This window comes from Rhizobium sp. C4 (assembly GCF_021026315.1).
GTDB lineage: Bacteria > Pseudomonadota > Alphaproteobacteria > Rhizobiales > Rhizobiaceae > Ensifer_A.
Genome location: NZ_JAJNCX010000027.1, coordinates 1 through 23897, shown reverse-complemented (window position 1 = coordinate 23897; position 23897 = coordinate 1). Strand labels below are relative to the sequence as shown.

Below are 23897 nucleotides of genomic sequence, written 5' to 3'. Positions count from 1 at the left end.
CGACGTCTCCTTGTTCGGAACCGGCGGGGCAATCCCGGCGGTCATTCACTGCGGTTGCGGTTGAGAGTGAGCTCGCGATTGCCGAACAGGCCGGACGGACGAAGCGCGAGAATGACGATCATGATGATGCCGAGTGCGATTTCCTGGAGCCCCTTGGGGAGCGCCAGCATGGAACCGCCGACGGGAATGCCGGCCTCGAGGAAGCGAAGCGCCTGGATCAGCGCCGAGAGAATGACGACGCCGAGCACGCTGCCGGTGAGACTGCCCATGCCGCCGACGACCAGCATGGAGAGCGTCACGAAGGTGAGACTGAGATAGAAATTGTCCGGCGTGACGACGCCGATGGAATGGGCGGTGAGCGCTCCGCCGACACCCATGATGGCGCCCGAGATGACGAAGGCGATCAGCCGTTCTTTCGGGATGTCGACGCCGGAGGCCGATGCTGCCGTCGGTTCGTCGCGGGCGGCGCGCAGCGCCAGACCCGAGCGCGAGATGGCATGCAGCCAGGCAATGAAGATGACGATGCCGGCAGCGGTAAAATAGGGCCAGATCGAACGGACGATCGGGATGCCGACGACGGAGGACGTCGCACCGGTGACGCGGTCCCAATTGGAATAGATCGTGTTGATCATCGCAAGCATGGCGAAGGTCGCGATCGATGCGGCGATGCCGGAAAGCCGCATCAGCACGCGGCCGAAGATGAGGGCCGCAACGCCGGCAAAGAGGGCTGCGAGGATCGCCGCCTGCCAGTATTCGAGCTTGGCCTGCATGATGAAGCTGGGCAGGCCCGGCAGCGCCATCTTCTTCATCACCGGGTTGATCGTCAGCCAGGCGGCAACATAGGCACCGAGGCAGGTGAAGCCGATCTGGCCGAAGCTCATGACGCCGGAATTGCCGATGAAGACATAGAGGCCGACGACGAGGATGACGCGGACGAAGAGGTCGATGATCACCTGGTTGAACGGCTTGGAGCCGATCATCGTCGTTGCAAAGGCGATGACGAGAAGGATGAGCACCAGCAGGATCGGCGTGACGATGGACTTTCCGGCGAGCGCGAAGGGAGCGGGCTTGCGGGCGGCAATCGCTTCGCTGCTCAGGATCGGGTCAATGGTTTGGGAGGATGTGGACATGGAAATCAGACCCTTTCCTTCGTGCCGCGGGCGGCAATGAGACCCTGCGGGCGGAACAGGAGGACGAGGATGACGGCGCCGTAGACGAAGGCGTCACGGAAGGGGCGCGCATCGACCGGCAGGATGACCTGCATGACGACCGAGGCGGCACCGAGGAGGAAGCCGGCCAGCACCGCGCCGGCAAGGCTGCCGAGGCCGCCGATGACGGTGGAGATGAAGGCCATGAGCATGACCGCGCCGCCCATCTGGATATCGGCCGTGCCGGTCTGGATGCCAAAGATCAGCGCAATCGCACCGGCCAGTGCGCCGGAGAGTGCGAAGGCGCCCATGATGACGCGGTTGGCGCGGACGCCCAGCATGCGGGCCATGGAGAAATTCTCCGCTGCGGCGCGCATTTCGAGGCCAAAGCGGGTGCGGCGCAGGAAGATGACGAGGCCGAAGAGGATCGCCATCGTCGCGATGATGGTGATCAGCTGAAGCAGCGGCAGGCGTGCGCCGAAGATTTCGACCGGCTGCGACAGGATCGGCAGCAGCGAGATCGATTTCGGACGGCTCGAATAGAGCATCAGCAGGAAATAGCGGATGACGAAGCCGAGCGCGAAGGAGGCGATCATCATGGTCGCCGGATTGGTGTTGCGGAAGCGCCGGAAGACGACGATTTCGCAGAGAACCGAGATGGCCGCGCCGACGGCGAGGACGAAGGGGATGAGCAGGAACCACGGCAGGTTGCCGGCAAACACGATCGCCATGGCATCGGTCGACGGCCAGAGCAGCGCGAAGATCGAGAATGCGATGACGTCGCCATGGGCGAAGTTGACGAGCCGCATGACCCCGAAGATCAGCGCGATGCCGAGCGCGCCAAGCGCGTAAAGGGAGCCGAGGGAAAGGGCGTCGAAGACGATCTGGAGCATGTCAGTGGTCCTCGTAACCGAAATAGGCGGCCTGCATGGCCTCGCCGTTACCCAGCTCGCGGGCATCGCCATCGAGCACGATCTGGCCGGAGCGCATGAGGATCATGCGACCGCCGATCATCACGGCGCGGGTGGAGCTTTGTTCGACGATCAGCAGCGTCAGCTTGCGCTCCGCCTGAAGCGCGATGAGCCGCTCATAGACCTGGTCGGTAATGTTGGGCGCGAGGCCGAGCGAGGGTTCGTCGATGGCGATCAGGCGCGGACGCGTCATCAGCGCGCGGCCGATGACCAGCATCTGCTGCTGACCACCGGAAAGAAGGCCGGCCTGCTGGTTGCGGCGTTCCTTCAGGATCGGGAACGTGTTGTAGACCGACTCCAGGTCGACGGCCGTCTCTGCCTTCCAGCCGGCTTTGCGCGAATGCATGCCCGCGCCGACCAGCAAGTTTTCCTCGATGGTCAGCGAGCCGAAGACTTCGCGGCCTTCCGGCACCATGGAGAAGCCGAGGCGGGCAATGTCTTCCGGCGTGCGGCCGGTGATTTCGGCGCCGTCGAATTCGACATGGCCGGAGGCGGTCGGTGTGACGCCGGCAATGGCGCGCAGCAGCGAGGATTTGCCGGCGCCGTTCGGACCGGTGACGAAGAGGACTTCGCCCTCTTTCAGGTTCAGCGATACGCCGCGCACGGCGGTCAGGCGGCTATAGCGAACGGAAACGTCAACGAGGTTCAGCAGGGTCATGCGATCACCTCCAGGTTGGCGCGCACCGTGTCGGCGGCGGTGCCCATGTAGGCATGGCGGACCTTCTCGCTGTCGCGGATGGCGGCGGGGTCGCCCTCTTCGATGACGGCGCCGGAATCGAGCACGACGATATGGTCGCAAAGCCCGAGAACGAGGCCGACATTGTGCTCGATGATGAGGACGCCGATGCCGAGGTTCTTGGCAACGCGGCGGACGATGTCCGAGAGATCGGCGGCTTCCGGCGCGCTCATGCCAGCGGCAGGCTCGTCGAGGAGAATATAGGCGGGACGGCCCATCAGCGCGCGGCCGATGGCAACGCGACGTTCATCCGTATAAGGCAGCGTGCCGGCGATGCGGTTCTTCAAGGCCGCGATGCCGACCCATTCGAGCATGGCTTCGGCTTCGGCAATGGCAGCGCGGCGGCTCATGCCGAGGCCGACGCCGGTGACTTCGAGATTGTCGATGACGGGCAAGTCACGAAACAGCCGGCCGCCCTGGAAGGTGCGGGCAATGCCGCGCCGGCGAACCTGATGCGGCTTGAGGCCGGTCAGCGCCTTGCCGTCCAGCGTGACCGCGCCGGAGGTCGGAGCCTGAAAACCCGTCAGAACGTTGACAAGCGTCGTCTTGCCGGCCCCGTTGGGACCGATCAGGCCGCTGATATGGCCGGGCGTGATCTTCAGGTTGACCGAAGACAGGGCCTTGAGGCCCGCGAACGCCACGGAAACGTCTTCCGCACTGAGATAGCTCATATCCCCTTCTTTCTCGTTTGAAGGGGAAGGCACGCGACACCGTGGCCGGATCGTCCGGCAGGTCGGTTTCGCGGTGTTCCCCTTATCAGTTCCGGCTCCGTCTTTGGCGCGGTGCTCGGAATGCCAAAATCTCGCCGTTTGACGGCTTCGTCTTGTCGTTTCACGCGCCCGATCTTGTCATCGGGCGCGGCGGAACCGGCTTTGGCCGGCGGTTCCCTTCCTTGGACCGGCCTCCCCAGCCGGCTTATGCTTTGACCCCGCCGTCAGCCGGCGAGGTATTCCTCGGCGCGCGCCATGAGCTTTGCATTGTCCGCGCGGGCGGCGAGCGCCTGATCGAGCGTCACCGGCGCAAACTTGGCCGGCGTATGCGGCTGGAGCTGCGCGATGAGGTCCATGTCGGCGGAGATGACGACGCCGAGCATCATGTAACCGCCGCCGGAAACGGCGTCGCGATGGAGCACGATCGGCTCGGTGCCGCTCGGCACCTGGATCGAGCCATAAGGATAGCAGGCGTCGACGATGTTCGACGGGTCGGAACCCGCGCCGAAGGGCTGTTCGCGCTCGACGAATTCCAGCGGCGCGCCACCGCGGAAGCGGTAGCCGATGCGGTCGGCTTCAGGTGCGACCTTCCAGGTGTCTTCGAAGAAGCGCTTGCCGGCGGCTTCCGTAATGCGGTGCCAGTAGAGCCCGGGCAGCATGCGCAGTTCGGCGGGGCTGATCTGCGGGCGGCGGAGATTTGCCGGGAGCGACTTGCCGGACGTGCCCGTGCCTGTGCCGATCGGCAGCTCGTCGCCCGCCTTCAGCACGCGGCCTTCAAAGCCGCCGAGCGCGCCGAGAACATAGGTCGTGCGCGAACCGAGCACGACCGGAACGTCGATGCCGCCGGAGATGGCGATATAGGCGCGTGCGCCGCCCTTCAGGTACCCGAAGGAGAGCCGGTCGCCGGCCTTGACCGGGAAGCTTTCCCAGGTCGGGCGCTCTTCGCCGTTCACCTTGGGCGGCAGCTCGCCGCCGGTCACGGCGACGGTGGCGGCTTCGGTGAATTCCAGCTCCGGCCCCATGAAGGTGGCTTCCAGCAGGGCAGCGCCCGGTTCGTTGCCGACCAGCAGGTTGGCAATGCGGGTGGCGAAACGGTCCATGCCGCCGCCTTCCGGAATGCCGAGATGGTAGTAGCCCGGACGGCCGAGGTCCTGAACGGAGGTCGAAAGACCGGGAGAGATGACTTTAACGGCCATTGATCAGCTCCATCAGCTTGGCATTGGTGCCGGACATGTCCTTGTTGAATTCGGTCAGCGAGAAATCGGCTTCGCGTACCGTCGGCTGCCAGGTGTTGGCATCCACTGCCTCCAGCAGCGTGTCATATTCATCGCGGCCGACCGACTTGAACTTGACGATGTCGCCCGGCTTGAACAGGCACATCTCGTCCGTCAGATAGCGGACCTTGCGGGTCGGGTCATAGATCGGCGCGGGTGTCACGCCATACATCTGGTAGCCGCCGGCACCACGGACCGAGTAGATCGCGGCAAAGCAGCCGCCATGACCGATGGTGAGCTTCGGCGTATCCGTGCGCGGGCGCAGATATTTCGGCGCCTGGATCTGCTTCTGCCGCTCCACCATCTGGTAGAGGAAGGGCAGACCGGCGACGAAGCCGACCATGGAGACGAACCAAGGCTGGCCGGAATAGGCGGCGATGAACTCGTCGATCGTCGCGAAACCGTTGATGCGGGCCGAATATTCGAGGTCGGTCGAATTCGGATCCTGATGGCGCTCCCGGAAGCGCATGCAGGTTTCATGCGTCCACGGGTCCTGGAAATAGACCGGCAGTTCGATGATGCGCGTCTTCAGCACCGAGTCCGACTTGGAGGCGGCATCCTCCATCGACTGCAGTTCCTTCAAGAGGTCCTGCGGCTTGATGAGATCCGGGTTGAAACGGATCTGGAAGCTGGCATTGGCCGGGCAGATTTCGGTGACGCCCTTGATGTTGGCGGCCTTCACCGCATTGGTCATCGACAGGCCGATGAAGAAGGAGTCCAACGACATCGCTTCGGACACTTCGCCGAAGATATGCTCGTCACCCCCGAAGTTGAAACGTATCGACATTCGTTCCCCTTTTTCCGTCAGTCCGCGAGCTTCGCCGCGTTGTCGTTGAGCCAGCCTTCCAGCCAGCGGGTGTGCACGTCCCCTGCCTGCACCGACGGGTCGGCGGCGAGCGCGAGGAAGAGCGGTTTGGTCGTCTTCATGCCATCGATCTTGAGTTCGCTGAGTGCACGCACGAGCCGCGTGATGGCCGCCTCGCGCGTTTCGCCATGCACGATGAGCTTGGCGAGCAGTGAGTCATAGAAAGGCGGCACCTGGTAGCCCGGGTATAGCATGGAATCGAAGCGAACACCGGGCCCGCCCGGAATGCGCAGATCGCCGACAGTGCCGGGAAATGGCGCGAAGTCCTTCGACGGGTCTTCGGCATTGATGCGAACCTCGATGGCGTGGCCGCGCACCGAGACGTCCTTCTGCCTGATGCGCAGCGGCTCGCCGCCGGCAATGCGGAGCATTTCGGCCACCAGATCGATGCCGGTGATGGCTTCGGTGACCGGATGTTCCACCTGAATTCGGGTGTTCATCTCGATGAAATAGAAGCGGTTTGCCTCGTCGTCATAGAGATATTCGACCGTGCCGGCGCCAGAGTAACCAACTGCCTTGGCCAGCGCCACCGCCGAGCTGCAAAGCTCCTCGCGAAGCTCTTCGGAAAGGGCGCGGGACGGCGCTTCTTCCCAGACCTTCTGGCGGCGGCGCTGCAGCGAACATTCGCGTTCGTAGCAATGGATGGCATGCGTGCCATCGGCCAGAACCTGCACCTCGATATGGCGCGCCTTGCCGATGACCTTTTCCATATAGAGCCCGCCGTCACCGAAAGCGGCGAGCGCTTCGGCTTCGGCCTGCGGGAAGGCCTGTTCGAATTCGGCGAGAGTGTTGGCAATGCGAATGCCGCGACCGCCGCCGCCTGCCGCCGCCTTGATCATCACCGGGAAGCCCGTGTCGATCAGGACGTGGCGGCCGGCATCGATGCCCTCGACGCGGCCCGTCGAACCCGGAACGACCGGAACACCGGCGGCAGCAGCCGCCGAGCGGGCCGAAACCTTGTCGCCCATCAGCCGGATCGCGTCACCCGATGGACCGACGAAGACGAGGCCGGCGGCCGTGACGGCATCCGAGAAGGTGGCGTTTTCAGCCAGGAAGCCATAGCCCGGATGGATGCTGTCGCAGCCGGTTGCCTTGGCAGCCTCGATGATCACGTCGATGTTGAGATAGGACTTCTTGGCGGCGGGCGGGCCGATATTGACCGCTTCATCGGCCAGAAGCACATGCAACGAGGTCGCATCCGCGGCGGAATGCACCGCCACCGTCCTGATGCCGAGATCCTTCGCCGCCCGGATGATCCGGACCGCAATTTCCCCGCGATTGGCGACCAGCAGTTTCTTGAGCATCAGTCGAGATCCGCCAGAGGTGCGCCGGCCATGACCGGCTCTTCATTGTCTGCCGTGAAGCGGACGTTGGAGCCCGCGACTTCGGACTTCACTTCGTGGAAGGACTTCATCACCTCGATGAGGCCGATGACGTCGCCGACAGCGACGCTGTCGCCATCATTCTTGTAAGCCGGCTGGCCTGGCGACGGGCTGCGATAAAAGGTGCCGGGAAGCGGAGAGAGAATCTGTGCCATGAGGTGCTCCAGTTCGTCTGATATGGGAGAAATTATATTGCACCGCACAAAGATCATGCGGTCATGATGCCGGTCAATGCCAGGGCGCGATCGCGTCCCGCACGGCCCGTGCGATATCGATGGCATTCGGGGTGTCCGAATGCACGCAGATGGTCTCGCAACGGACCGGGAAAAGCGTTCCGTCCTCGGCCGTGCCCTTGCCTTCGGTGATGGCGCGCACGCAGCGCTCCGCCATCTTGGCCGGGTCCTTGGCGTCGTGGACGCGGCTCAGGATCAGCTTGCCCTGAGCGTTATACTCGAGGTCGGCGTAGAACTCGGCGACAAAGGGAATGCCGCGCGCCGTATAGACTTCCTCATGCAGCGTCCCGGTCATGCCGAAGAGCGGCACGCCGAAGATTTCCGCAGCATCGCAAACGCCGTGCGCCACGGCTTCCTGCTGCATCGCCATGAAATAGAGGCTGCCATGGGGCTTGATGTGATTGAGCGTCATGCCCTCGGGCTTCATGAAGCCGAGCAGCGCACCGGTCTGGTAGACGATGGCATTGCGCACTTCGTCCCGCGTCATCCGCATCTCGCGGCGACCGAAACCCTGGAGATCGGGAAGGCCTGGATGCGAGCCGATCTTCACGCCCGACGCCTTGGCGCTCTGGACGGTCTGGTGCATGTGATTGGGGTCGGATGCGTGGAAACCGCAGGCGACATTGGCGACGTCGATCAGCGGCATAAGTCCACTGTCGTCGCCCATCCGGTAGAGGCCGAAGCTCTCTCCCATGTCACAGTTCAATGTGACCGGCATGGTTGGTACCCCTCATTCATCTGCCGTCTTTGCGGCGTTGCAGCAATGTTTGCGCAGTTAAGGGTTCTTGTGAAATAGTCATTTTTTGAATGTAATATCGAAAAAACAGATAATTCCGAAAAGGGGCAGAAAACATGGCTATCACGCTGAAACAGCTGGATTATTTCATTGCAACTGCCGATAGCGGTCAGGTGAGTCATGCCGCGGTGGACCTCAACATTTCTCAATCGGCAGTGACCGCAGCGATCAAGTCGCTGGAGATGGAACTTGGCGTTGTGCTGTTCGAGCGCACCCATGCGGGCGTTCGCCTGACGATGGAAGGGGCGCGTTTTCTCGATCATGCGCGGGTCATTACCGGCGCGGTTGCAGCAGCCGTGCGTTCACCCTTGCGCGAGCGCACGGGGCTCAATGCCAAGCTCAGGCTGGGCATGACCTACACGGTGGTCGGCTATTTCATGTCGCGCTACTACGCGCGCTTCCGCAAGACCTATCCGCATATCGAAGTCGAGCTTGCCGAACTGCCCCGCCGGGCGCTGGAAAACCGTCTGGTCGCGGGTGATCTCGACATGGCGGTCATGCTGGTCTCGAACCTGCAGAACCGGGAGGAGATCGAGCAGGAAATGCTGATGCGCTCGACGCGACGCCTCTGGCTCGCCGCCGACCATCCGCTGCTCAACAAGCAGGAGATCAGCCTCTCCGACGTGGCGGATGAAGACTATGTCATGCTAACCGTCGACGAGGCGCGCAAGACGGCGGCCCGCTACTGGGTCGATTCCGGCTTCTCGCCGCGCGTCGTGCTCTCGACCAGCTCGGTCGAGGCCGTGCGCTCGCTGGTCGCCTCCGGTGTCGGCGTCACCATCCTTTCCGACATGGTCTATCGGCCGTGGTCGCTGGAAGGCCAGCGCATCGAAGTGCGGCGGCTGAAAGAGCCGGTCCCCAGCATGGACGTCGGCCTTGCCTGGTCGAAGTCGCGGTCCATCAGCTCGGCGGCAGCGGCCTTCCGCGCCTTCATGTCGGTGACCATGGGCGGCGGCGGCTGATCAGATCAGGCCGTGCCGTTTGAGGCGATATTCGAGGCTGGCGCGCGTCACACCCAGCTTGCGCGCCGCTGCAGAGACATTGCCGCCGGCCTCCTGCAGCGCGCTTTCGTAGAGTGACAGCTCCATGGCTTTCAGCTCCTGCGGGCTGCGCATCGCGGTTGGCACCGGGGCTGTGGGTGTCTGGATGGCGGACGGGCCGACCATCTCCGCCTCGATCCGCCCCTCGTCGGTCAGGTGCATGCCCAAGGCGGGCGTCCGCTCGAAGCCCGTGAACAGATGCTGGATATCGATCTGCCCGCCCTCATTGGCATAGACGACACCGCGCTCCACGAGGTTCTGCAATTCGCGGATATTGCCTGGAAAATCATAGGCCAGCAGCGCGTCTATCGCGCGCCGCGTGAAGCCGGTGACGTCGCGGCGATGTCGGGCGCGGAAGAGCTTGAGGAAATGTTCGGTCAGAAGCGGAATGTCGTCGCGCCGCTCGCGCAGCGGCGGAATGACGATCGGGAAGACGCAAAGCCGGAAGTAAAGGTCCTGCCGGAACCGCCCGGCGCGCACTTCGCTGGCGAGATCGACATTCGAGGCCGCAACGACACGGACATCGACCGGGATCGTTCGCGACCCGCCAACCCGCTCGATCTTGCGTTCCTGCACCGCACGCAGCACCTTGCCCTGCGCGGAGTAGGTCAGCGAGGCGATCTCGTCGAGAAAGAGCGTGCCGCTCGAGGCGCGTTCGAAATAGCCGGCGCGCGAGGCCGTAGCCCCCGTAAACGCGCCTTTTTCAACGCCGAAGAGTTCGGATTCGACCAGATTGTCGGGGATCGCCGCGCAGTTGATCGGGACGAAGGGGCCGTTGGCGCGCGGGCTCATCAGGTGAAGCTGGTTGGAGAAGAGCTCCTTGCCGACACCAGACTCGCCGATGAAGAGCACGGTCGCATCCGTATCCGCCACCCGCTCCAGCATGTGACGCGTCCGCAGCAGCGCTGCCGAAACGCCAACGACCCCGCCTTGCGACGCCTCGGCCGTCGTCGTCGCGACGTCAGGTTCCGTCCGCTGAGATTTCGGCCGGGCGCTGCGGCTTCGCGGGGCTTTCCATTCGAGGCCGAGATATTCGCGCTCCGGCGCATCCGCGCCCCAGGCCTCGGCATTCTGGCCGATGACGGTGCAATGATCTGCCCCCATGCCGGCGCAGGCGACCTCGCGGAAGATGATCGGGCGGCCGAAGAGAAAGCTGGAATAGCCGGACGGGTAACCCGTCTGCATCCAGCAGACCGGCTCGGCGGCAAGGCCATAAGCCGCGATATGCTCGCCGGCCTCGGAGGAATCGTGCCAGTCGAACTCGCCGAAATAGGTGCCCTTTTCGAGATCATATTCGAAATGCTTCGTCGTCACCTTCACGAAGCCTTCCAGCGTATGCACGCGCGGGCCGGCGGCGAGCGCATGCGTCAGGTCCTTTGTCGGAAAGCGCGTCTGGATGAGTTCGGCATCACGCACGCCCTGCATATAGCCGACCCGCATGAACAGGGCCTTGGCGCTTTCGATGCCGAAGGCGTCGATGATTTCCTGCCGGAGCCGTCCCAGCACCTTCGACTGCATCAGCACGACGCGCTGGTCGTTGAGCCAGATGCGCCCGTCGCCCAGCGAAAAATGGATGGCTTCGGTGAGTTCCTTGAGCGTCGGCGCCGCCCCGTCGGCGAGTTCACGATAGGCGCCGCGCGCCCTCAGCGTCTCGAAACCCTTGGATGCTTCGGCGAGTGATATCAGGCCCGGCTGCTTCTTCTTCATGTCTTCGCCTCCCAACGAATTCATGATTTCATGAATAGTTTTATCGTATAATGAATTTGCGGAAACGCAAGTCCTCCCGGCCCTGCAAGATGGTCGCCGCACGGAATTGAGTTTTTTCAAGTGCTTGAATGCAGCGCGCCTCCCGTCATCTCGATCTGGCACGCTCTTTGCAAATTGGTTCTCACCGCTTGAGGAGGCGGCAAAGGGAGGGCTTCACGCCCGGACATCGTCGGACCTCAAACGCTCAAGCCGCTGAAAAACCAGCGTTTCGAGCGACGGCGAAGCTTTGCCTCTCCCCCGGCCTGAGGAGCAACATTGAGGAGAGAACAGATGAACGTGCACAATCAGAATTTCCTGGATGCGGAGCGCTGGCAGGGTCTGGCCTTCTTCGCCGACTGGCAGAAGACGACGGCTGGCGTCGCAGAGGTCCGCGATCCGGCGACCGGCGCTCTGGTCGCCTCCGTCGGCATCGGCGGGCCGGCCGACATTGCCCGCGCCGCAGCCGAAGCCAAGGCCGTGCAGAAGGCCTGGGCGAAGACCACCGGCGTCGAGCGCGCCAAGATCCTCAACAAGGCCGCCGATCTTCTCGAAGAAAACGGCGCCGAGCTTATCCCGTGGATCATGCGAGAGAGCGGCTCGATCTACCCGAAGGCGGGGATCGAGATCGAGCATGGCGCGCTCTTCATCCGCCATGCCGCCACGCTTGCCACCCTGCCGACCGGCCTGATGCTGCCGACCATGGATGAGCGCACGAACTATGCCAAGCGCGTGCCGCATGGCGTTGTCGGCGTGATCTCGCCCTTCAACTTCCCGCTGGTTCTGTCAGTTCGCTCGATTGCCGCAGCGCTCGCCTTTGGAAACACGGTCGTCCACAAGCCCGACCCGCGCACCCCGATTTCCGGCGGCATCATCATTGCCCGCATTTTCGAGGAGGCCGGCCTGCCGAAGGGCGTGCTGCAGATCGTGCCGGGCGGTGCGGATGCGGGCGAAGCCATGTGCAAGGACCCGAATATCGCGATGATTTCCTTCACCGGCTCCGCCGGCGGCGGCTCCAAGGTTGCGGAAGTGGCGGGCCGTCATTTCAAGAAGGTGCAGCTGGAACTCGGCGGCAAGAACTCGCTGATCGTGCTGGATGACGCCGATCTCGACATCGCCGCCTCCAACTCCGCCTGGGGCGCCTTCCTGCATCAGGGCCAGATCTGCATGGCGACGGGCCTGATCCTCGCGCAGGAGTCGATTGCCGAAGCGCTCACCGAAAAGCTGGTCGCCAAGGCCCAGCACCTGCCGGTCGGCGATCCCTCCACCAACCAGGTCGCGCTTGGCCCGATCATCTCGGACGGCCAGGTCGCCAATATCCAGCGCCTCGTTGACGACGCCGTCGCCAAGGGCGCGAAGCTGCTCGCCGGCGGCACGCATGATGGCCGCTTCTATGCCGCCACGGTTCTCTCCGGCGTAACGCCCGACATGCTCGCCTTCCATGAGGAAGTCTTCGGCCCGGTTGCCTGCATCACCACCTTCAAGACGGAAGAAGAGGCGATCGAGCTGACCAATAACAGCGAATACGGCCTTGCCGCCGGCGTCATCTCCGCCAATTCGGCACGCGCCATGCGCATTGCCGACGAGCTGGATGTCGGCATGGTCCATATCAACGACCAGACGGTGAATGGTGGACCGTTCGCCCCCTTCGGCGGCCCGCGCAAGTCCGGTAACGGCACCCGCATTGGCGGCCCCGCCGATATCGAGGAATTCACCACCTGGAAGTGGATCTCCGTCAAGGACGCCGCCACGCCCTATCCGTTCTGACATCTCCCAAGGCGCAAACGGGCGCGGTTCGCCGCGCCCGTCATTCCCACACATTCAGGAGGAAAACCCATGCAGATCAAAGCCGCAGTCGCTCGCGAGACGGGCAAGCCGCTTTCGCTTGAAATGATCGATATCGAAGAGCCGCGCGACAATGAAATCCTGGTGAAGGTCGTCGCCACCGGCGTCTGCCACACCGACCTCGTGGTGCGCGACGGCATGCTGCCGACGCCGCTTCCCGTTGTTCTCGGCCATGAGGGCGCGGGCATTGTCGAAAAGGTCGGTTCGGCCGTCTACAAGGTGAAGCCGGGCGACAAGGTCGTCATGACCTTTGCCTCCTGCGGCACCTGCCAGTGCTGCAAGGAAAACACCATCACCTATTGCGAGGAATTCTTCCCGCGCAACTTCTTCGCCACCCGCACCGACGGCTCGACCGCGCTGTCTGCCAACGGCGAGACCATCCATTCCAATTTCTTCGGCCAGTCGTCCTTTGCCACCTACGCGATCTGCAACGAACTGAACGTCGTCAAGGTGCCGGACACCGCGCCGCTCGAACTGCTCGGGCCCCTTGCCTGTGGCGTCCAAACCGGTGCAGGCGCCGTGATGAACGCGCTGCAGGTCAGCCACGGCAAATCCTTTGCCGTCTTCGGCACGGGCTCGGTCGGCCTTTCCGCGATTATGGCCGCCAAGGTCGTGGGCGCAACAACGATCATCGCCGTGGACATGAACGATGGCCGTCTGGCGCTCGCGAAGGAACTCGGCGCGACCCACACGGTCAATCCCGGCAAGATGGATGCTGTAGCAGAAATCATGAAGATCACCGGGCGCGGCCTCAATTTCGCGCTGGATACAACGGGCATTCCGGCCGTTATCCGCTCGGCCGTCATGTCGCTCGCCAACAAGGGCACCTGCGGCATTCTCGGCGCCTCTGGACCGGACGCCGAATTGCAGCTCAACGAGACGCATTTCATGTCCGGCGGCCGCCGCCTCATGGGCATTGTCGAGGGCGAGTCCAATCCGGACACCTTCATTCCGGAACTGGTTGAACTCTATTCCAAGGGCCTTTTCCCCTTCGACAAGCTGGTGACCTTCTACCCCTTCGACGAGATCAATGCCGCGATCCACGATTCCGAAAGCGGCAAGACGATCAAGCCGATCGTCCGCATGTGACGCCGACTTCCCGCGCGGGCCGATCTTGGAGGAGCGGCCCGCGCGAGAACCACAATTTCGCATTTCATCGCTCAAAATTCTGGGAGGACTGAATGAGCAGACTGGTAAATTCCCTGACGCGCCGCACCCTGCTGAAAAGCACGGCGGGTGTCGCCGCCGCACTTGCCGCCCCCGCCTTCGTTCGCAACGCCATTGCGGCCGGCGAGACGATCAACATCGGCTGGATCAATGCACGGTCCGGCCCCTTGAGCCCCTTTGCCGAGGCTGACGAATATGTACTCGGGCTGGTGAACGCGGCCCTCAAGGGTGGCGTGGAGATCGGCGGCAAGACCTATGCCGTCAATTTCGTGCTGAAGGACACGCAGTCCGATCCGGTCACGGGTTCGAAGGTCGCCAAGGAGCTGATTTCCGCCGACAAGGTGGATCTGGTCATGACCTCCTCGACGCCGGAAACGATCAACCCGGTCGCCGATGCCTGCGAGGCCGGCGCGATGCCCTGCCTTTCGACCGTTGCCCCCTGGGAGGCCGTCTATTTCGGTCGCGGCGCCAAGCCCGGCGCGCCGTCGCCGTTCAAATGGACCTATCACTTCTCCTTCGGCGCTTCCGACTTCGCCGCCGTCTATATCGACCAGTGGGCAAAGATTGCCACCAACAAGAAGGTCGGCGTGCTGCTGCCGAACGACGCCGACGGCAACGCCATTCGCGCCGTCATGATCCCGGCGCTCCAGAAGGCCGGCTTCACCGTGACCGATGCCGGCCCCTATGAAAACGGCATCACCGACTTCTCGGCACAGATTTCGACGTTCATGAATGCCGGCGTCGAAATCGTCAATTCCTTCCCGTTCCCGCCGGACTTCCCGGTCTTCTGGCGCCAGGCGGCGCAGAAGGGTTTCGCCCAGCAGGTCAAGATCATGCAGATCGCCAAGGCCGGCCTCTTCGAGGTCGAAATGGAAGCGATGGGCGATCTCGGCAACGGCATTGCCTCCGGCGCCTATTGGCACCGCGCCTATCCCTTCGTCTCGCCCGTCACGGGCAAGAAATGCGACGAACTGGCCGATGGTTTCGAGAAGGCAACCGGCAAGCCCTGGAGCCAGCAGGTCGGCGCGCAGATGGCGCTGTTTGATGCCGCAATCGGCGCCCTGAAGGCCTCCGGCAATCCGAAGGACAAGGCCGCCGTCGCCGCAGCCCTGTCCAAGCTCAAGGTCGAGACCGCAACCGGCCTGGTCGACTTTACCGCCGGACCTGTTCCGAATTGCGCCGCCACCGGTCTCGTCGGCACGCAATGGCTCAAGAAGGATGGCGGCAAGTTCCCGTTCACGCTGGAGGTCACCTCCAACGTGCTCGTGCCGAAGGTGCCGCTCACCGCGCCGCTGAAGCCGTTCGAACTCGGCTGATCGCCATGAACCGGCCGAGGCGCTCACCCGCGCCTCGGCTGCAATGCGCAGGCTTGGATGGGGCATATGGGGATTATCTTGTCAGGACATGGCCTGAACAAGCGCTTCGGCGCGTTTCAGGCCGTCAGGGATGCGAGCTTCACGCTGGCAGAAGGTGAAGCTTTGGGCATTGTCGGCCCCAATGGGGCGGGCAAGACGACGCTGTTTTCGCTGATTGCCGGATCGCTGACGCCGACATCCGGGACGATCGTGCTGGAAGGCAAGAGCGTTGCCGGTGCGGATGCGGCATCGCGCTGTCTTGCCGGCATCGGGCGCACGCATCAGGTGCCGCGGCCGTTTCTCGGCATGACCGTGTTTGAAAATACGCTGGTTGCGGCACAGCACGGGTCCGGTCTTCCGGAAGGCGAAGCAGAGGATCTGGCAGCCGAAGCCCTGTCTCGCAGCGGCCTGCTGGCATCCGCCAACCGTCCTGCGGGCGTTCTCGGCCTGCTCGACCGCAAGCGGCTGGAGCTGGCGCGGGCGCTGGCGACCCGCCCACGCGTCCTGCTTCTCGATGAAATCGGCGGCGGGCTGACCGAGGCGGAGCTTGTGACGCTGGTCGCGCTCATCTCCGATCTCAAGGCCTCGGGCCTCTCGATCATCTGGATCGAACATATTCTCCATGCGCTGCTGAAGGTCATCGACCGTCTCGTCTGCATGAGCGCCGGCGAGGTCATTGCCGAAGGCGATCCGCAGACCGTCATGCGCGATCCGACCGTCATGGCCGCCTATCTCGGGGGGATGAAAGAGCATGCTTGAAGTGAAGAATATCCAGGCTCAGCACGGACTTCTGCAGGCAGTGCGCGGCGTCTCGTTCAGCGTCCGCAAGGGCGAAGTTCTGGGCGTTATCGGCGCCAACGGAGCCGGCAAGACGACGCTGTTTCGCGCCATCACCGGTGTCCACACCGACATGACCGGCTCGGTCACGCTCAACGGTCAGGACATCTCGGCAGTGAGGCCGGGAAAGCGCGTTGCGGCAGGTCTCGCCATGGTGCCGGAAGGCCGCAGGCTCTTCCCCGACATGAGCGTGCGCGAAAATCTGCAGGTTGCAGGTGAACATGGCCGGCGTGGTGACTGGACGATGGAAACGGTGCTCGATGCGCTGCCTGCGCTGAAACCCATCATGCGCTCGCTCGCCGGCAATCTCTCCGGCGGTCAGCGGCAGGCGGTGGCCATCGGCCGCGCGCTGATGACCAATCCGGATGTGGTGATCATGGACGAAGTCTCGCTCGGGCTTTCGCCGATTGCCATCGAGGGCCTTTATGAATCGCTTGCCCAGCTCAAGGCCTCGGGCAAGACCGGGATCGTCGTGGTCGAGCAGGATCTGCGCCGGGCTCTCACCTTTTCCGACCGCGTCATCTGCTTGCTGGAAGGCGCAATCACGCTTGAAGGCGCCTCCGGCGAACTCACGCATGACGATATCACCAGTGCCTATTTCGGCTTGAGCGCCAAGGGCGAAGAGCGGAGTGCGGCCCATGCTTGATGCGATCATTCAGGGCGTGCTGCTCGGCGGCTATTACGCGATCCTTGCTGCGGGTCTTTCGCTGATGCTGGGCGTCACGCGCTTTCTCAATCTGGCGCATGGCGATCTGGCGGTACTGGCCGCCTATCTCATCATCTATCTGGTCGCCACCTGGCACATGCCGATCCTCTGGGCGATCGTGCTCACGCTGCCGGTCATGGGGCTACTCGGCTGGGCCTTGCAGGCCTTCCTCTTCGCCCGCACCATGAAAGGCGGCTTCCTGCTGCCGCTGCTGACCACATTTGGTCTCGGCGCGGTGATCCAGAATGGCATCTATGGCGTCTTTTCCTCCGACGTGAAATCGCTGGGCAATTTCATCGGCAATCTCGCCTGGGCGTCGTGGAAACTGCCCGGCCATATCTCGGTCGGCAAGCTGCCGGTCTATATCTTCGTCGCTTCCGTCGTGGTGCTCGTGTCGCTGCAATTGCTTCTCAGCTTCACCAAGCTCGGCCGCGCCATGCGGGCAACGACGGTAGACGAAGAGGCAGCCGAACTCTCCGGCATCGATGCACGCCGAATCCAGCGGGCGACGGTGGCGATTGCCATGGTTCTCGCGGGCCTTGCAGGCGCGGCTCTCGCCATGCGCTCGCTGATCAACCCCTATACCGGCCCGACGCAACTGATCTTCGCCTTCGAGGCCGTCGTCATCGGCGGGATCGGCTCGCTCTGGGGCACGCTGGCCGGCGGCATCGTGCTCGGTATCGCCCAGAGTCTGGGCGCAAAAATCTCGCCGCAGCTCTTCCAGCTCTTCGGCCATGTCGTCTTTCTCGCCGTTCTCTGGTGGCGGATGAAGGGCGCGGGCTCGCTCGGCATCGTCAATCTCCTCCGGTCGCTCAAGGGAGGGCGCGCATGAGTATTTCCCGTTTCCAATACGAACGCTGGACACCGGCGGGCCTTAGCACCGTCTGGACCTCGTGCGTCATCCTCGCCGCCCTCGCGGTCGCGCCGCTCGTGCTTCCGGCGACAGCGGTCGAGAAGCTGACGACGCTCTGGATCTACATCCTGCTCGCTGTCGTCTGGAACCTGCTTGCCGGCTTTGCGGGCCTCGTCTCCGTAGGACAACAGGCTTTTTTCGGCCTGAGCGCCTATCTGACGCTGAGGCTGGTGGAATGGGGGCTGAACCCCTGGCTGGCTCTCGTCGGGGCCGCCTTCATCGCCGGTGCGATTGCCATTCCGATTTCGCTCTATGCGTTGAAGCTGAAGGCCGGCGAATTCGCCATTGCCACCTGGGTCATTGCCGAAGTGGTGCGTATCTGCGTGATGTTCGATCCGCTCGTGCAGGGCGATACGGGCAATTCGCTGATCGCGCTCAACGCCTATGCGCCTGATTTCCGCCGCGACGTCACCTATTGGCTCGGTCTTGTCGCCATGGCGGGCTTTCTGGTGCTGACCTTCCGCGTGCTGCGCTCGAAGATCGGCAGCGCCGCGCAGGCCGTCCGCGATGACGAGGAAGCAGCATTGTCTGTCGGCGTCTCGGTCATGCAGACCAAGCGGATCATCTTCGTGCTTGCCGCCTTCGGCACGGCGCTGGCCGGCTCGATCTGGCTGGCAAGCGCCATCACCTTCCTGCCGCGCACCAATTTCGGGGTGCAGTGGACGGTGTTCATGCTGTTCATGGTTCTGGTCGGCGGGCTTCGCACCTTCGAGGGACCGATCCTCGGCGCGCTGATCTTCTTTGTCCTGCAGGAGAGTTTCAGCAGCTACGGCGTCTGGTATCTCTTCGGCCTCGGCTTCATCGCCATCGTCTTCGCGCTCGCTTTGCCGGATGGGCTCTGGGGCCTCATCCGCCAGAAACGCGGCGGCGATCTTCTGCCGATGGGAACATTGCTGAAGCAAGCACCGATCGAGAACGAGGCCTCCTGAAGCCTTTCACGAACTGAAATTCGGCTTGGCTGCGCCGCGAAAGTCGCGCGCGGTCATGCCCGTCTCCTCGCGGAAGGCGCGGCTGAAATGGGCCGTATCGTCAAAGCCGACGGCATAGGCGATTTCCGTGATGGAGAGTGATCCGGGACCCGTATCCTCCAGCAGCCGCTGGGCTTCGGCAATGCGCCGGGCGCGGATGACGGCGGCCAGCCGCTCGCCGCGCTCGGCGAAAATCTTCTGGAGATAACGCGGTGAAATCTTGAGCGCCCGCGCCACCGAGCCGCAATGCAGCTCCGGATCGGCAATATTCGTATCGATATAGCGAAGCGCCCGGCGGCGATGGGCGATGCGGATCGAGCTTTCCTCCTGCGGCTCCGCGCGCGGCGCGCTGATTGCGAGCGCGAAGAGATCGATGAAGGTCTTGAAGACGCCAGTTTCCTCTTCCTTCGAAAGCGTGTCGCCATGCTGGAGGCAGGAGCGCGCATAGTCGAGGAAGATAGAGACCATCGCCTGCCGCCCCGAAAAGGTCGAGGCCGTCAGGTCGTCGGCATAGGGAATGCGGCTGCGCAGCACGGCGCTTGGAATGCGCAGCGCCGTGAAGCGGTCGCGCATCGGCTGGCGATAGACATAGGACGAGCCCGTGCCGACAAAACCGAGATCGCCCGGCTCCACTTGGGCTTCGCGGCCGAATTGCGTCAGCATCAGCGGCGAGCGGCTGGTGATCGGGATCATGTAGAACTCGTCCGCATGGGTCGCGATGTGATTGCGCCGGCGATGCACCTCCATCGGGTCGCATTCCAGCGAACCGACACGGATCGAGGCGATGTCGCGGATATACATCCGCCCGACATCGAAGCTCGGTCCCTTCGTCACGAGATCAAGCGGATAGTAGTGATGACGAAGCGCATCCGTCCACGCGCCAACCCGCCGTTCAGGCGTAGTTACCGATGCGACGTCGAACAATAGCTCGCCGGGCGGCTTTGATGGTCCCAGTGCGCCGATCGTTCCCATTTTGGTTTCTTGTTCGGCCATGAAGGACAGTCTGACGCAGCTTTTCCCCGCTGTAAACAGTTTCCTCGCACCTGCGAAAAGCTTCGCCGGGCAAGGACGCTTTTCGGCAAGAGATAGGGCGCTTTTCGCTAATGGCGCGCGACCAAGCCAGCGCTAACCTCGCTTCATGGCCACGGGATCGCCGCGGCTTCAGGGCAACTTAACGCAATTCCGGACGCGAAACCGGTTTCCGCTTTCGCTGGAATTGCTCCAGGTGTGAGCTTCATCATGAGATATCGGGTTTCTGTCGATACGGGCGGCACGTTCACGGACGTGGTCGTGAGCGACGAAAAGGGCAACTTCACCACCGGCAAGTCACTGACCACGCCGGACCGCATCTTCAACGGCATGCGCGCGGCCATTGCCGCCGCCGCCTCCGAACTCGGCATGACCGGCCAGGCGCTGCTTGCCGACACCGCGCTCCTGATCTACGGCACGACGCGCGCCACCAATGCCATCGTGACGAAAACCGTGGCGAAGACGGCCTTTCTCACCACGGAAGGCTTTCCCGATACGCTGCTCCTGAAAGAGGGCGGCAAGTTCAATCCGCATGATTTCAGCAAGGACTATCCCGAGCCTTATATCGCGCGCCGCCACACCTATGAGATCGAGGAGCGGATGACCTCCGCCGGCACGGTGTCGCGCCCGCTCAACAAGGTGGCCGCGCGCCAGACCGTCGAGACGCTGAAGGCCAAGGGCTATGAGGCGGTGGCCGTCTGCTTCCTCTGGTCGATTGCCAATGCGGCGCATGAAGAGGCAATCGGCGCGATGATCGAGGAGATCATGCCGGGCGTTCCCTACACGCTCTCGCATCGCCTCAACCCGATCGTCCGCGAATATCGTCGGGCTTCGGCCACCGCCATCGACGCCTCGCTGAAGCCGCTGATGCAGAAGCATCTGCACGAGCTTGAAAGCGACCTGCGCGCCGAGGGCTATGCCAACCAGATCCTGATCAGCACCGCGAGCGGCGGCTGCTCGACCATCGAGGCGTTGAGCGAAAAGCCGATCTACATGATTGGCTCCGGCCCCTCCATGGCCCCGATTGCCGGCATCACCTATTCGCGGCTCGAAAGCCTCGGCGAGGACGTCATCGTCTGCGACACCGGCGGCACGACCTTCGACGTCGGCATCATCCGCGACGGCCGCCCGACCTTCAGCCGCGACACCTGGCTCGGCGAACGCTACACCGGCGACCTTCTCGGCATTTCCGCCGTCGACATGCGCTCCATCGGCGCCGGCGGCGGCTCGATTGCCTGGATCGACGATGGCGGCCTGATGCGCGTCGGCCCGATGTCGGCGGGCGCCGTTCCCGGTCCCGCCTGCTACGGACGTGGCGGCACGCTGCCGACCGTTTCGGACGCCGCCGCCGTTCTCGGCTATTTCGACCCGGAATTCTTCCTCGGCGGGCGCATGAAGCTCGACATGGAGGCCGCCCGCAAGGCGATCGCCACCGTGGCCGACAGGTTGAACCTCTCGCTCGAAGAAACCGCCTTCCGCATTCTCGGCCTTGCCACCAATCTCATGGTCCGGGCCGTCAACGACGTGACGATCAATGACGGGCTCAACCCGCGCGAAAGCACGATCGTTGCAGGCGGCGGCGCTGCCGGCATCAACATTCTCGACATTGCCCGCGAACTCGGTTGCGACCGCGTCATCCTGCCTAAGACCGCGTCGACTCTTTCGGCGAGCGGCATGCAGTTTGCCGATATCGTCGCGGAAGAGGTCGCAAGCTTCGTCACGCTGTCGAGCAATTTCGATTTCGAGCGCGTCAACCAGACGCTCGCGGACCTGAAAGCCCGGCTGGAAACCTTCCGCAAGGACAAGCTCGGCGCGTCCGATCGCTACCGCATCGATTTCTTCGGCGAGGCGCGTTATCTCGCCCAGGTCTGGGAACTCGAAACGCCGCTCGCCTCCGACCGCTTCGCCTCGCAGGCCGATCTCGAAGCCTATGTGAACAATTTCCATGACGTTCACGAGCGGGTCTTTGCGGTTCGCGATCCGAAGAGCCCGGTCGAAACGGTCAACTGGAAGGCCCGCCTGACGGTCCTGATCGCCAATCCCGAAACATCGACCGGCGAGACCTCCGGCGGCAAGACTGCGAAGCCGTCACATACGCGGCCCTGCTATTTCGGCGGCGGCGCAACGGCAGACACGCCAATCTATCGGGCCAGCGACCTTGCGCCCGGCCACCGGATTGCCGGGCCCGCCATCATCGAGGAGCCGACCACCACGCTCGTCGTCGGCCCCGGCGACACCGTCATCGTCAGTGCTGCCGGCAGCTATCTGCTCGCCGACGCCGCTTGAGTTCAAACAGGGATTACGAACATGACCATTCAGGAATTCGACCCCTATATGACGGCGGTCATCTCCAACCGCATCGACAGCATCATCCGCGAGATGACGAATACGCTTCTGCGCTCGGCGCGGTCCGGCGTCATCAACAGCGCGCGCGATTTCAGCTGCTCGATCTGCACCGGTGACAACCGCCTGCTCGCCTCCGCAGAAGGCCTGCCGATCCACATCTTCGGCAGCCATCTGCAGACGAAAGCGATGACGGATTTCGCCGGCGATACGCTGGCGGAAGGCGATTGCTTCCTCCACAACGACCCCTATACCGGCAATACGCATGCCGGCGACCACACCTATCTCGTGCCGGTCTTTGTCGAGGGCGAGCATCTCTTCACCGCCGTTGCCAAGGCCCATCAGGCCGATATCGGCAATCCGCTTCCCACCACCTATATGGCGGGCGCCAAGGACCAGTATGCCGAAGGCGCGCTGATCTTTCCGGCCGTGCGCATCCAGCGCGACTACACGATGATCGACGACATCGTGCGCATGTGCCAGTCGCGCATCCGCGTGCCGGGCCAATGGTATGGCGACTTCCTCGCCGGCATCGGCTCTGCCCGCATCGCCGAGCGTCGCCTGAAGGAGCTTTGCGAGAAATACGGCAAGGCAACGATCAAGGCCTTCATCGACCACTGGTTCTATTATTCCGAACAGCGGATGATCAATGTCATCAAGGCCCTGCCGAAGGTGACGCTGAAGAACAGCGGCAAGCACGATCCCTTCGGCGAACTGCTGCCGGACGGCATCCCGCTCAATGTCGAGATCCGCATCGATCCCGACAATGCGATGATCGATGTCGACCTCATGGACAATATCGACAATATCGATTGCGGCTTCAACGAGAGCGAGGCCTGCGCCTCGGCCTCGACCATTGCCGGCGTGTTCAATTCCATCGACACGTCCGTTCCGCGCAATGCCGGCTCGTTCAAGCGGATCAATCTCCTGCTGCGCGAAGGCTCCGTCGCCGGCAAGCCGAAATTCCCGCATAGCTGCTCGGTCTCGACCACCAATGTCGCCGACCGTCTGGTCAACATCGTGCAGTCCGCCTTCGCCCAGATCGGCGACGGCAGCGGCCTTGCCGAAGGCGGCATGGGGCTCGGTGCCGGTTGCGCCGTGGTCTCCGGCAAGGACCTGCGCAATGGCGATGGCGACTATGTCAACCAGCTGTTCCTCGCCAATTCCGGCGGACCGGGCAGCCCCTCTGCCGATGGCTGGCTGACCTATGGCCTGCCGGTTGCCGCAGGCCTGATGTATCGCGACTCCGTCGAGATCGACGAGCTGAAGCACCCGATGCAGGTCCACTATATCCGCGTCATGTCGGGAACCGGTGGAGCCGGTCGCTTCCGCGGGGCTCCGGCCATGGAAGTGGCCTATGGCCCGACCGACGAACCGATGGAAGTGCTCTGGCCCTGCGACGGCACCGTCTTCCCGCCGCGCGGCGTGCGTGGCGGTCTCGAAGGCGAGAAATGCCGCCACTTCAAGGTCAGCGCCAACGGCAATGCCGAAGAGCTGGAAAGCGTGGCGGCGATCACGCTCAACAAGGGCGAGATCGTCAAGGGCAACCAGGCCGGCGGTGGCGGCTACGGCTCGCCGCTGGAACGCGACCCGAAACGCGTCCTGCATGACGTGCTGGAACGCTACGAAACCCTGGAACGCGCTCGCGACATCTATGGCGTGGTCCTCGTCGAGGAGCGCTCGGGCGAATTCGCACTCGATCTTCCAAAGACGACCGCGCTGCGGGGCGAACTGGCCGGCAGTGCTGGCGCGCGCGCCTGATTTCAAGCTTCCGGGGCGCGGCCAGCCGCGCTCCGTTCACGTCTCCATATCAATAACTTAAAAAGGGGAACTTCC

The 23897-nt window shown here is 63.4% G+C and carries 21 protein-coding genes; 10 read left to right on the top strand and 11 right to left on the bottom strand.

The features are described from left to right. Nucleotides 1–41: 41 nt before the first annotated feature. The 9 genes from LQK84_RS24335 to LQK84_RS24295 all read right to left on the bottom strand — a co-directional run bounded on the left by LQK84_RS24335 (nucleotide 42) and on the right by LQK84_RS24295 (nucleotide 8037). Entirely contained in the window at nucleotides 42–1130 is a 1089-nt protein-coding gene (locus LQK84_RS24335) for a branched-chain amino acid ABC transporter permease (RefSeq protein ID WP_230831388.1), read from the bottom strand. A gap of 5 nt (nucleotides 1131–1135) precedes the next feature. Next, nucleotides 1136–2041 (bottom strand): branched-chain amino acid ABC transporter permease, encoded by a 906-nt coding sequence (locus LQK84_RS24330; protein ID WP_230831387.1) that lies wholly within the window; start codon nucleotides 2039–2041, stop codon nucleotides 1136–1138. Nucleotide 2042: 1 nt separating this feature from the next. Beyond that, nucleotides 2043–2777 carry an ABC transporter ATP-binding protein gene (locus LQK84_RS24325; RefSeq protein WP_230831386.1) on the bottom strand — a complete coding sequence of 245 codons (735 nt, stop codon included), beginning with the start codon at nucleotides 2775–2777 and terminating at the stop codon, nucleotides 2043–2045. Next, nucleotides 2774–3526: an ABC transporter ATP-binding protein gene (locus LQK84_RS24320; RefSeq protein ID WP_230831385.1), complete on the bottom strand. Its 753-nt coding sequence runs from the start codon at nucleotides 3524–3526 to the stop codon at nucleotides 2774–2776. Before LQK84_RS24320 ends, LQK84_RS24325 begins: the two co-directional genes overlap by 4 nt. 263 nt (nucleotides 3527–3789) lie before the next feature. Further along, the gene (locus LQK84_RS24315; RefSeq protein WP_230831384.1) at nucleotides 3790–4761 is read right to left on the bottom strand and encodes a biotin-dependent carboxyltransferase family protein; all 972 of its coding nucleotides are present in this window, start codon (nucleotides 4759–4761) and stop codon (nucleotides 3790–3792) included. Continuing rightward, the gene (locus LQK84_RS24310; protein WP_230831383.1) at nucleotides 4751–5626 is read right to left on the bottom strand and encodes a 5-oxoprolinase subunit B family protein; all 876 of its coding nucleotides are present in this window, start codon (nucleotides 5624–5626) and stop codon (nucleotides 4751–4753) included. The genes LQK84_RS24315 and LQK84_RS24310 overlap by 11 nt, the downstream gene beginning before the upstream one ends. Before the next feature lie 17 nt (nucleotides 5627–5643). After that, nucleotides 5644–7008 (bottom strand): acetyl-CoA carboxylase biotin carboxylase subunit, encoded by a 1365-nt coding sequence (locus tag LQK84_RS24305; RefSeq protein ID WP_230831382.1) that lies wholly within the window; start codon nucleotides 7006–7008, stop codon nucleotides 5644–5646. Continuing rightward, complete coding sequence (locus LQK84_RS24300; protein WP_230831381.1) at nucleotides 7008–7241, bottom strand: acetyl-CoA carboxylase; 234 nt, start codon at nucleotides 7239–7241, stop codon at nucleotides 7008–7010. Before LQK84_RS24300 ends, LQK84_RS24305 begins: the two co-directional genes overlap by 1 nt. A gap of 73 nt (nucleotides 7242–7314) precedes the next feature. Then, nucleotides 7315–8037 (bottom strand): LamB/YcsF family protein, encoded by a 723-nt coding sequence (locus LQK84_RS24295; protein ID WP_230831380.1) that lies wholly within the window; start codon nucleotides 8035–8037, stop codon nucleotides 7315–7317. Nucleotides 8038–8171: 134 nt separating this feature from the next. Here LQK84_RS24295 and LQK84_RS24290 point away from each other — a divergent pair, with 134 nt between their 5' ends. Further along, a complete protein-coding gene (locus LQK84_RS24290; RefSeq protein WP_230831379.1) occupies nucleotides 8172–9077 on the top strand; it encodes a LysR family transcriptional regulator in 906 nt (301 codons plus the stop codon). Here the strand turns inward: LQK84_RS24290 and LQK84_RS24285 are convergent, their stop codons facing one another. Then, nucleotides 9078–10862 (bottom strand): sigma-54-dependent Fis family transcriptional regulator, encoded by a 1785-nt coding sequence (locus tag LQK84_RS24285; protein WP_230831378.1) that lies wholly within the window; start codon nucleotides 10860–10862, stop codon nucleotides 9078–9080. A gap of 330 nt (nucleotides 10863–11192) precedes the next feature. Here LQK84_RS24285 and LQK84_RS24280 point away from each other — a divergent pair, with 330 nt between their 5' ends. From LQK84_RS24280 to LQK84_RS24250, 7 genes are all read left to right on the top strand, one after another. After that, nucleotides 11193–12665, top strand: a complete 1473-nt coding sequence (locus LQK84_RS24280) for a benzaldehyde dehydrogenase (protein WP_230831377.1) — start codon at nucleotides 11193–11195, stop codon at nucleotides 12663–12665. A 69-nt stretch (nucleotides 12666–12734) separates the two neighbouring features. After that, nucleotides 12735–13832 (top strand): NAD(P)-dependent alcohol dehydrogenase, encoded by a 1098-nt coding sequence (locus LQK84_RS24275; RefSeq protein ID WP_230831376.1) that lies wholly within the window; start codon nucleotides 12735–12737, stop codon nucleotides 13830–13832. Between the two features lie 92 nt (nucleotides 13833–13924). After that, nucleotides 13925–15226, top strand: coding sequence for an ABC transporter substrate-binding protein (locus LQK84_RS24270; RefSeq protein ID WP_230831375.1), 1302 nt, complete (start codon nucleotides 13925–13927; stop codon nucleotides 15224–15226). Between the two features lie 66 nt (nucleotides 15227–15292). Beyond that, nucleotides 15293–16024 (top strand): ABC transporter ATP-binding protein, encoded by a 732-nt coding sequence (locus LQK84_RS24265; protein ID WP_442967016.1) that lies wholly within the window; start codon nucleotides 15293–15295, stop codon nucleotides 16022–16024. Further along, nucleotides 16017–16748, top strand: coding sequence for an ABC transporter ATP-binding protein (locus tag LQK84_RS24260; protein ID WP_230831373.1), 732 nt, complete (start codon nucleotides 16017–16019; stop codon nucleotides 16746–16748). Before LQK84_RS24265 ends, LQK84_RS24260 begins: the two co-directional genes overlap by 8 nt. Continuing rightward, entirely contained in the window at nucleotides 16741–17640 is a 900-nt protein-coding gene (locus LQK84_RS24255; protein ID WP_230831372.1) for a branched-chain amino acid ABC transporter permease, read from the top strand. Before LQK84_RS24260 ends, LQK84_RS24255 begins: the two co-directional genes overlap by 8 nt. Further along, nucleotides 17637–18650, top strand: coding sequence for a branched-chain amino acid ABC transporter permease (locus tag LQK84_RS24250; protein ID WP_230831371.1), 1014 nt, complete (start codon nucleotides 17637–17639; stop codon nucleotides 18648–18650). The genes LQK84_RS24255 and LQK84_RS24250 overlap by 4 nt, the downstream gene beginning before the upstream one ends. A 6-nt stretch (nucleotides 18651–18656) precedes the next feature. On the opposite strand, the gene LQK84_RS24245 is transcribed toward LQK84_RS24250, so the two are convergent. Continuing rightward, a complete protein-coding gene (locus tag LQK84_RS24245; RefSeq protein ID WP_230831370.1) occupies nucleotides 18657–19661 on the bottom strand; it encodes an AraC family transcriptional regulator in 1005 nt (334 codons plus the stop codon). 267 nt (nucleotides 19662–19928) lie between these two features. On the opposite strand from LQK84_RS24245, the gene LQK84_RS24240 reads away from it, so the two are divergent. Further along, entirely contained in the window at nucleotides 19929–22004 is a 2076-nt protein-coding gene (locus LQK84_RS24240) for a hydantoinase/oxoprolinase family protein (RefSeq protein WP_230831369.1), read from the top strand. A gap of 21 nt (nucleotides 22005–22025) precedes the next feature. Then, nucleotides 22026–23822 (top strand): hydantoinase B/oxoprolinase family protein, encoded by a 1797-nt coding sequence (locus LQK84_RS24235; RefSeq protein WP_230831368.1) that lies wholly within the window; start codon nucleotides 22026–22028, stop codon nucleotides 23820–23822. Nucleotides 23823–23897: the final 75 nt, after the last annotated feature.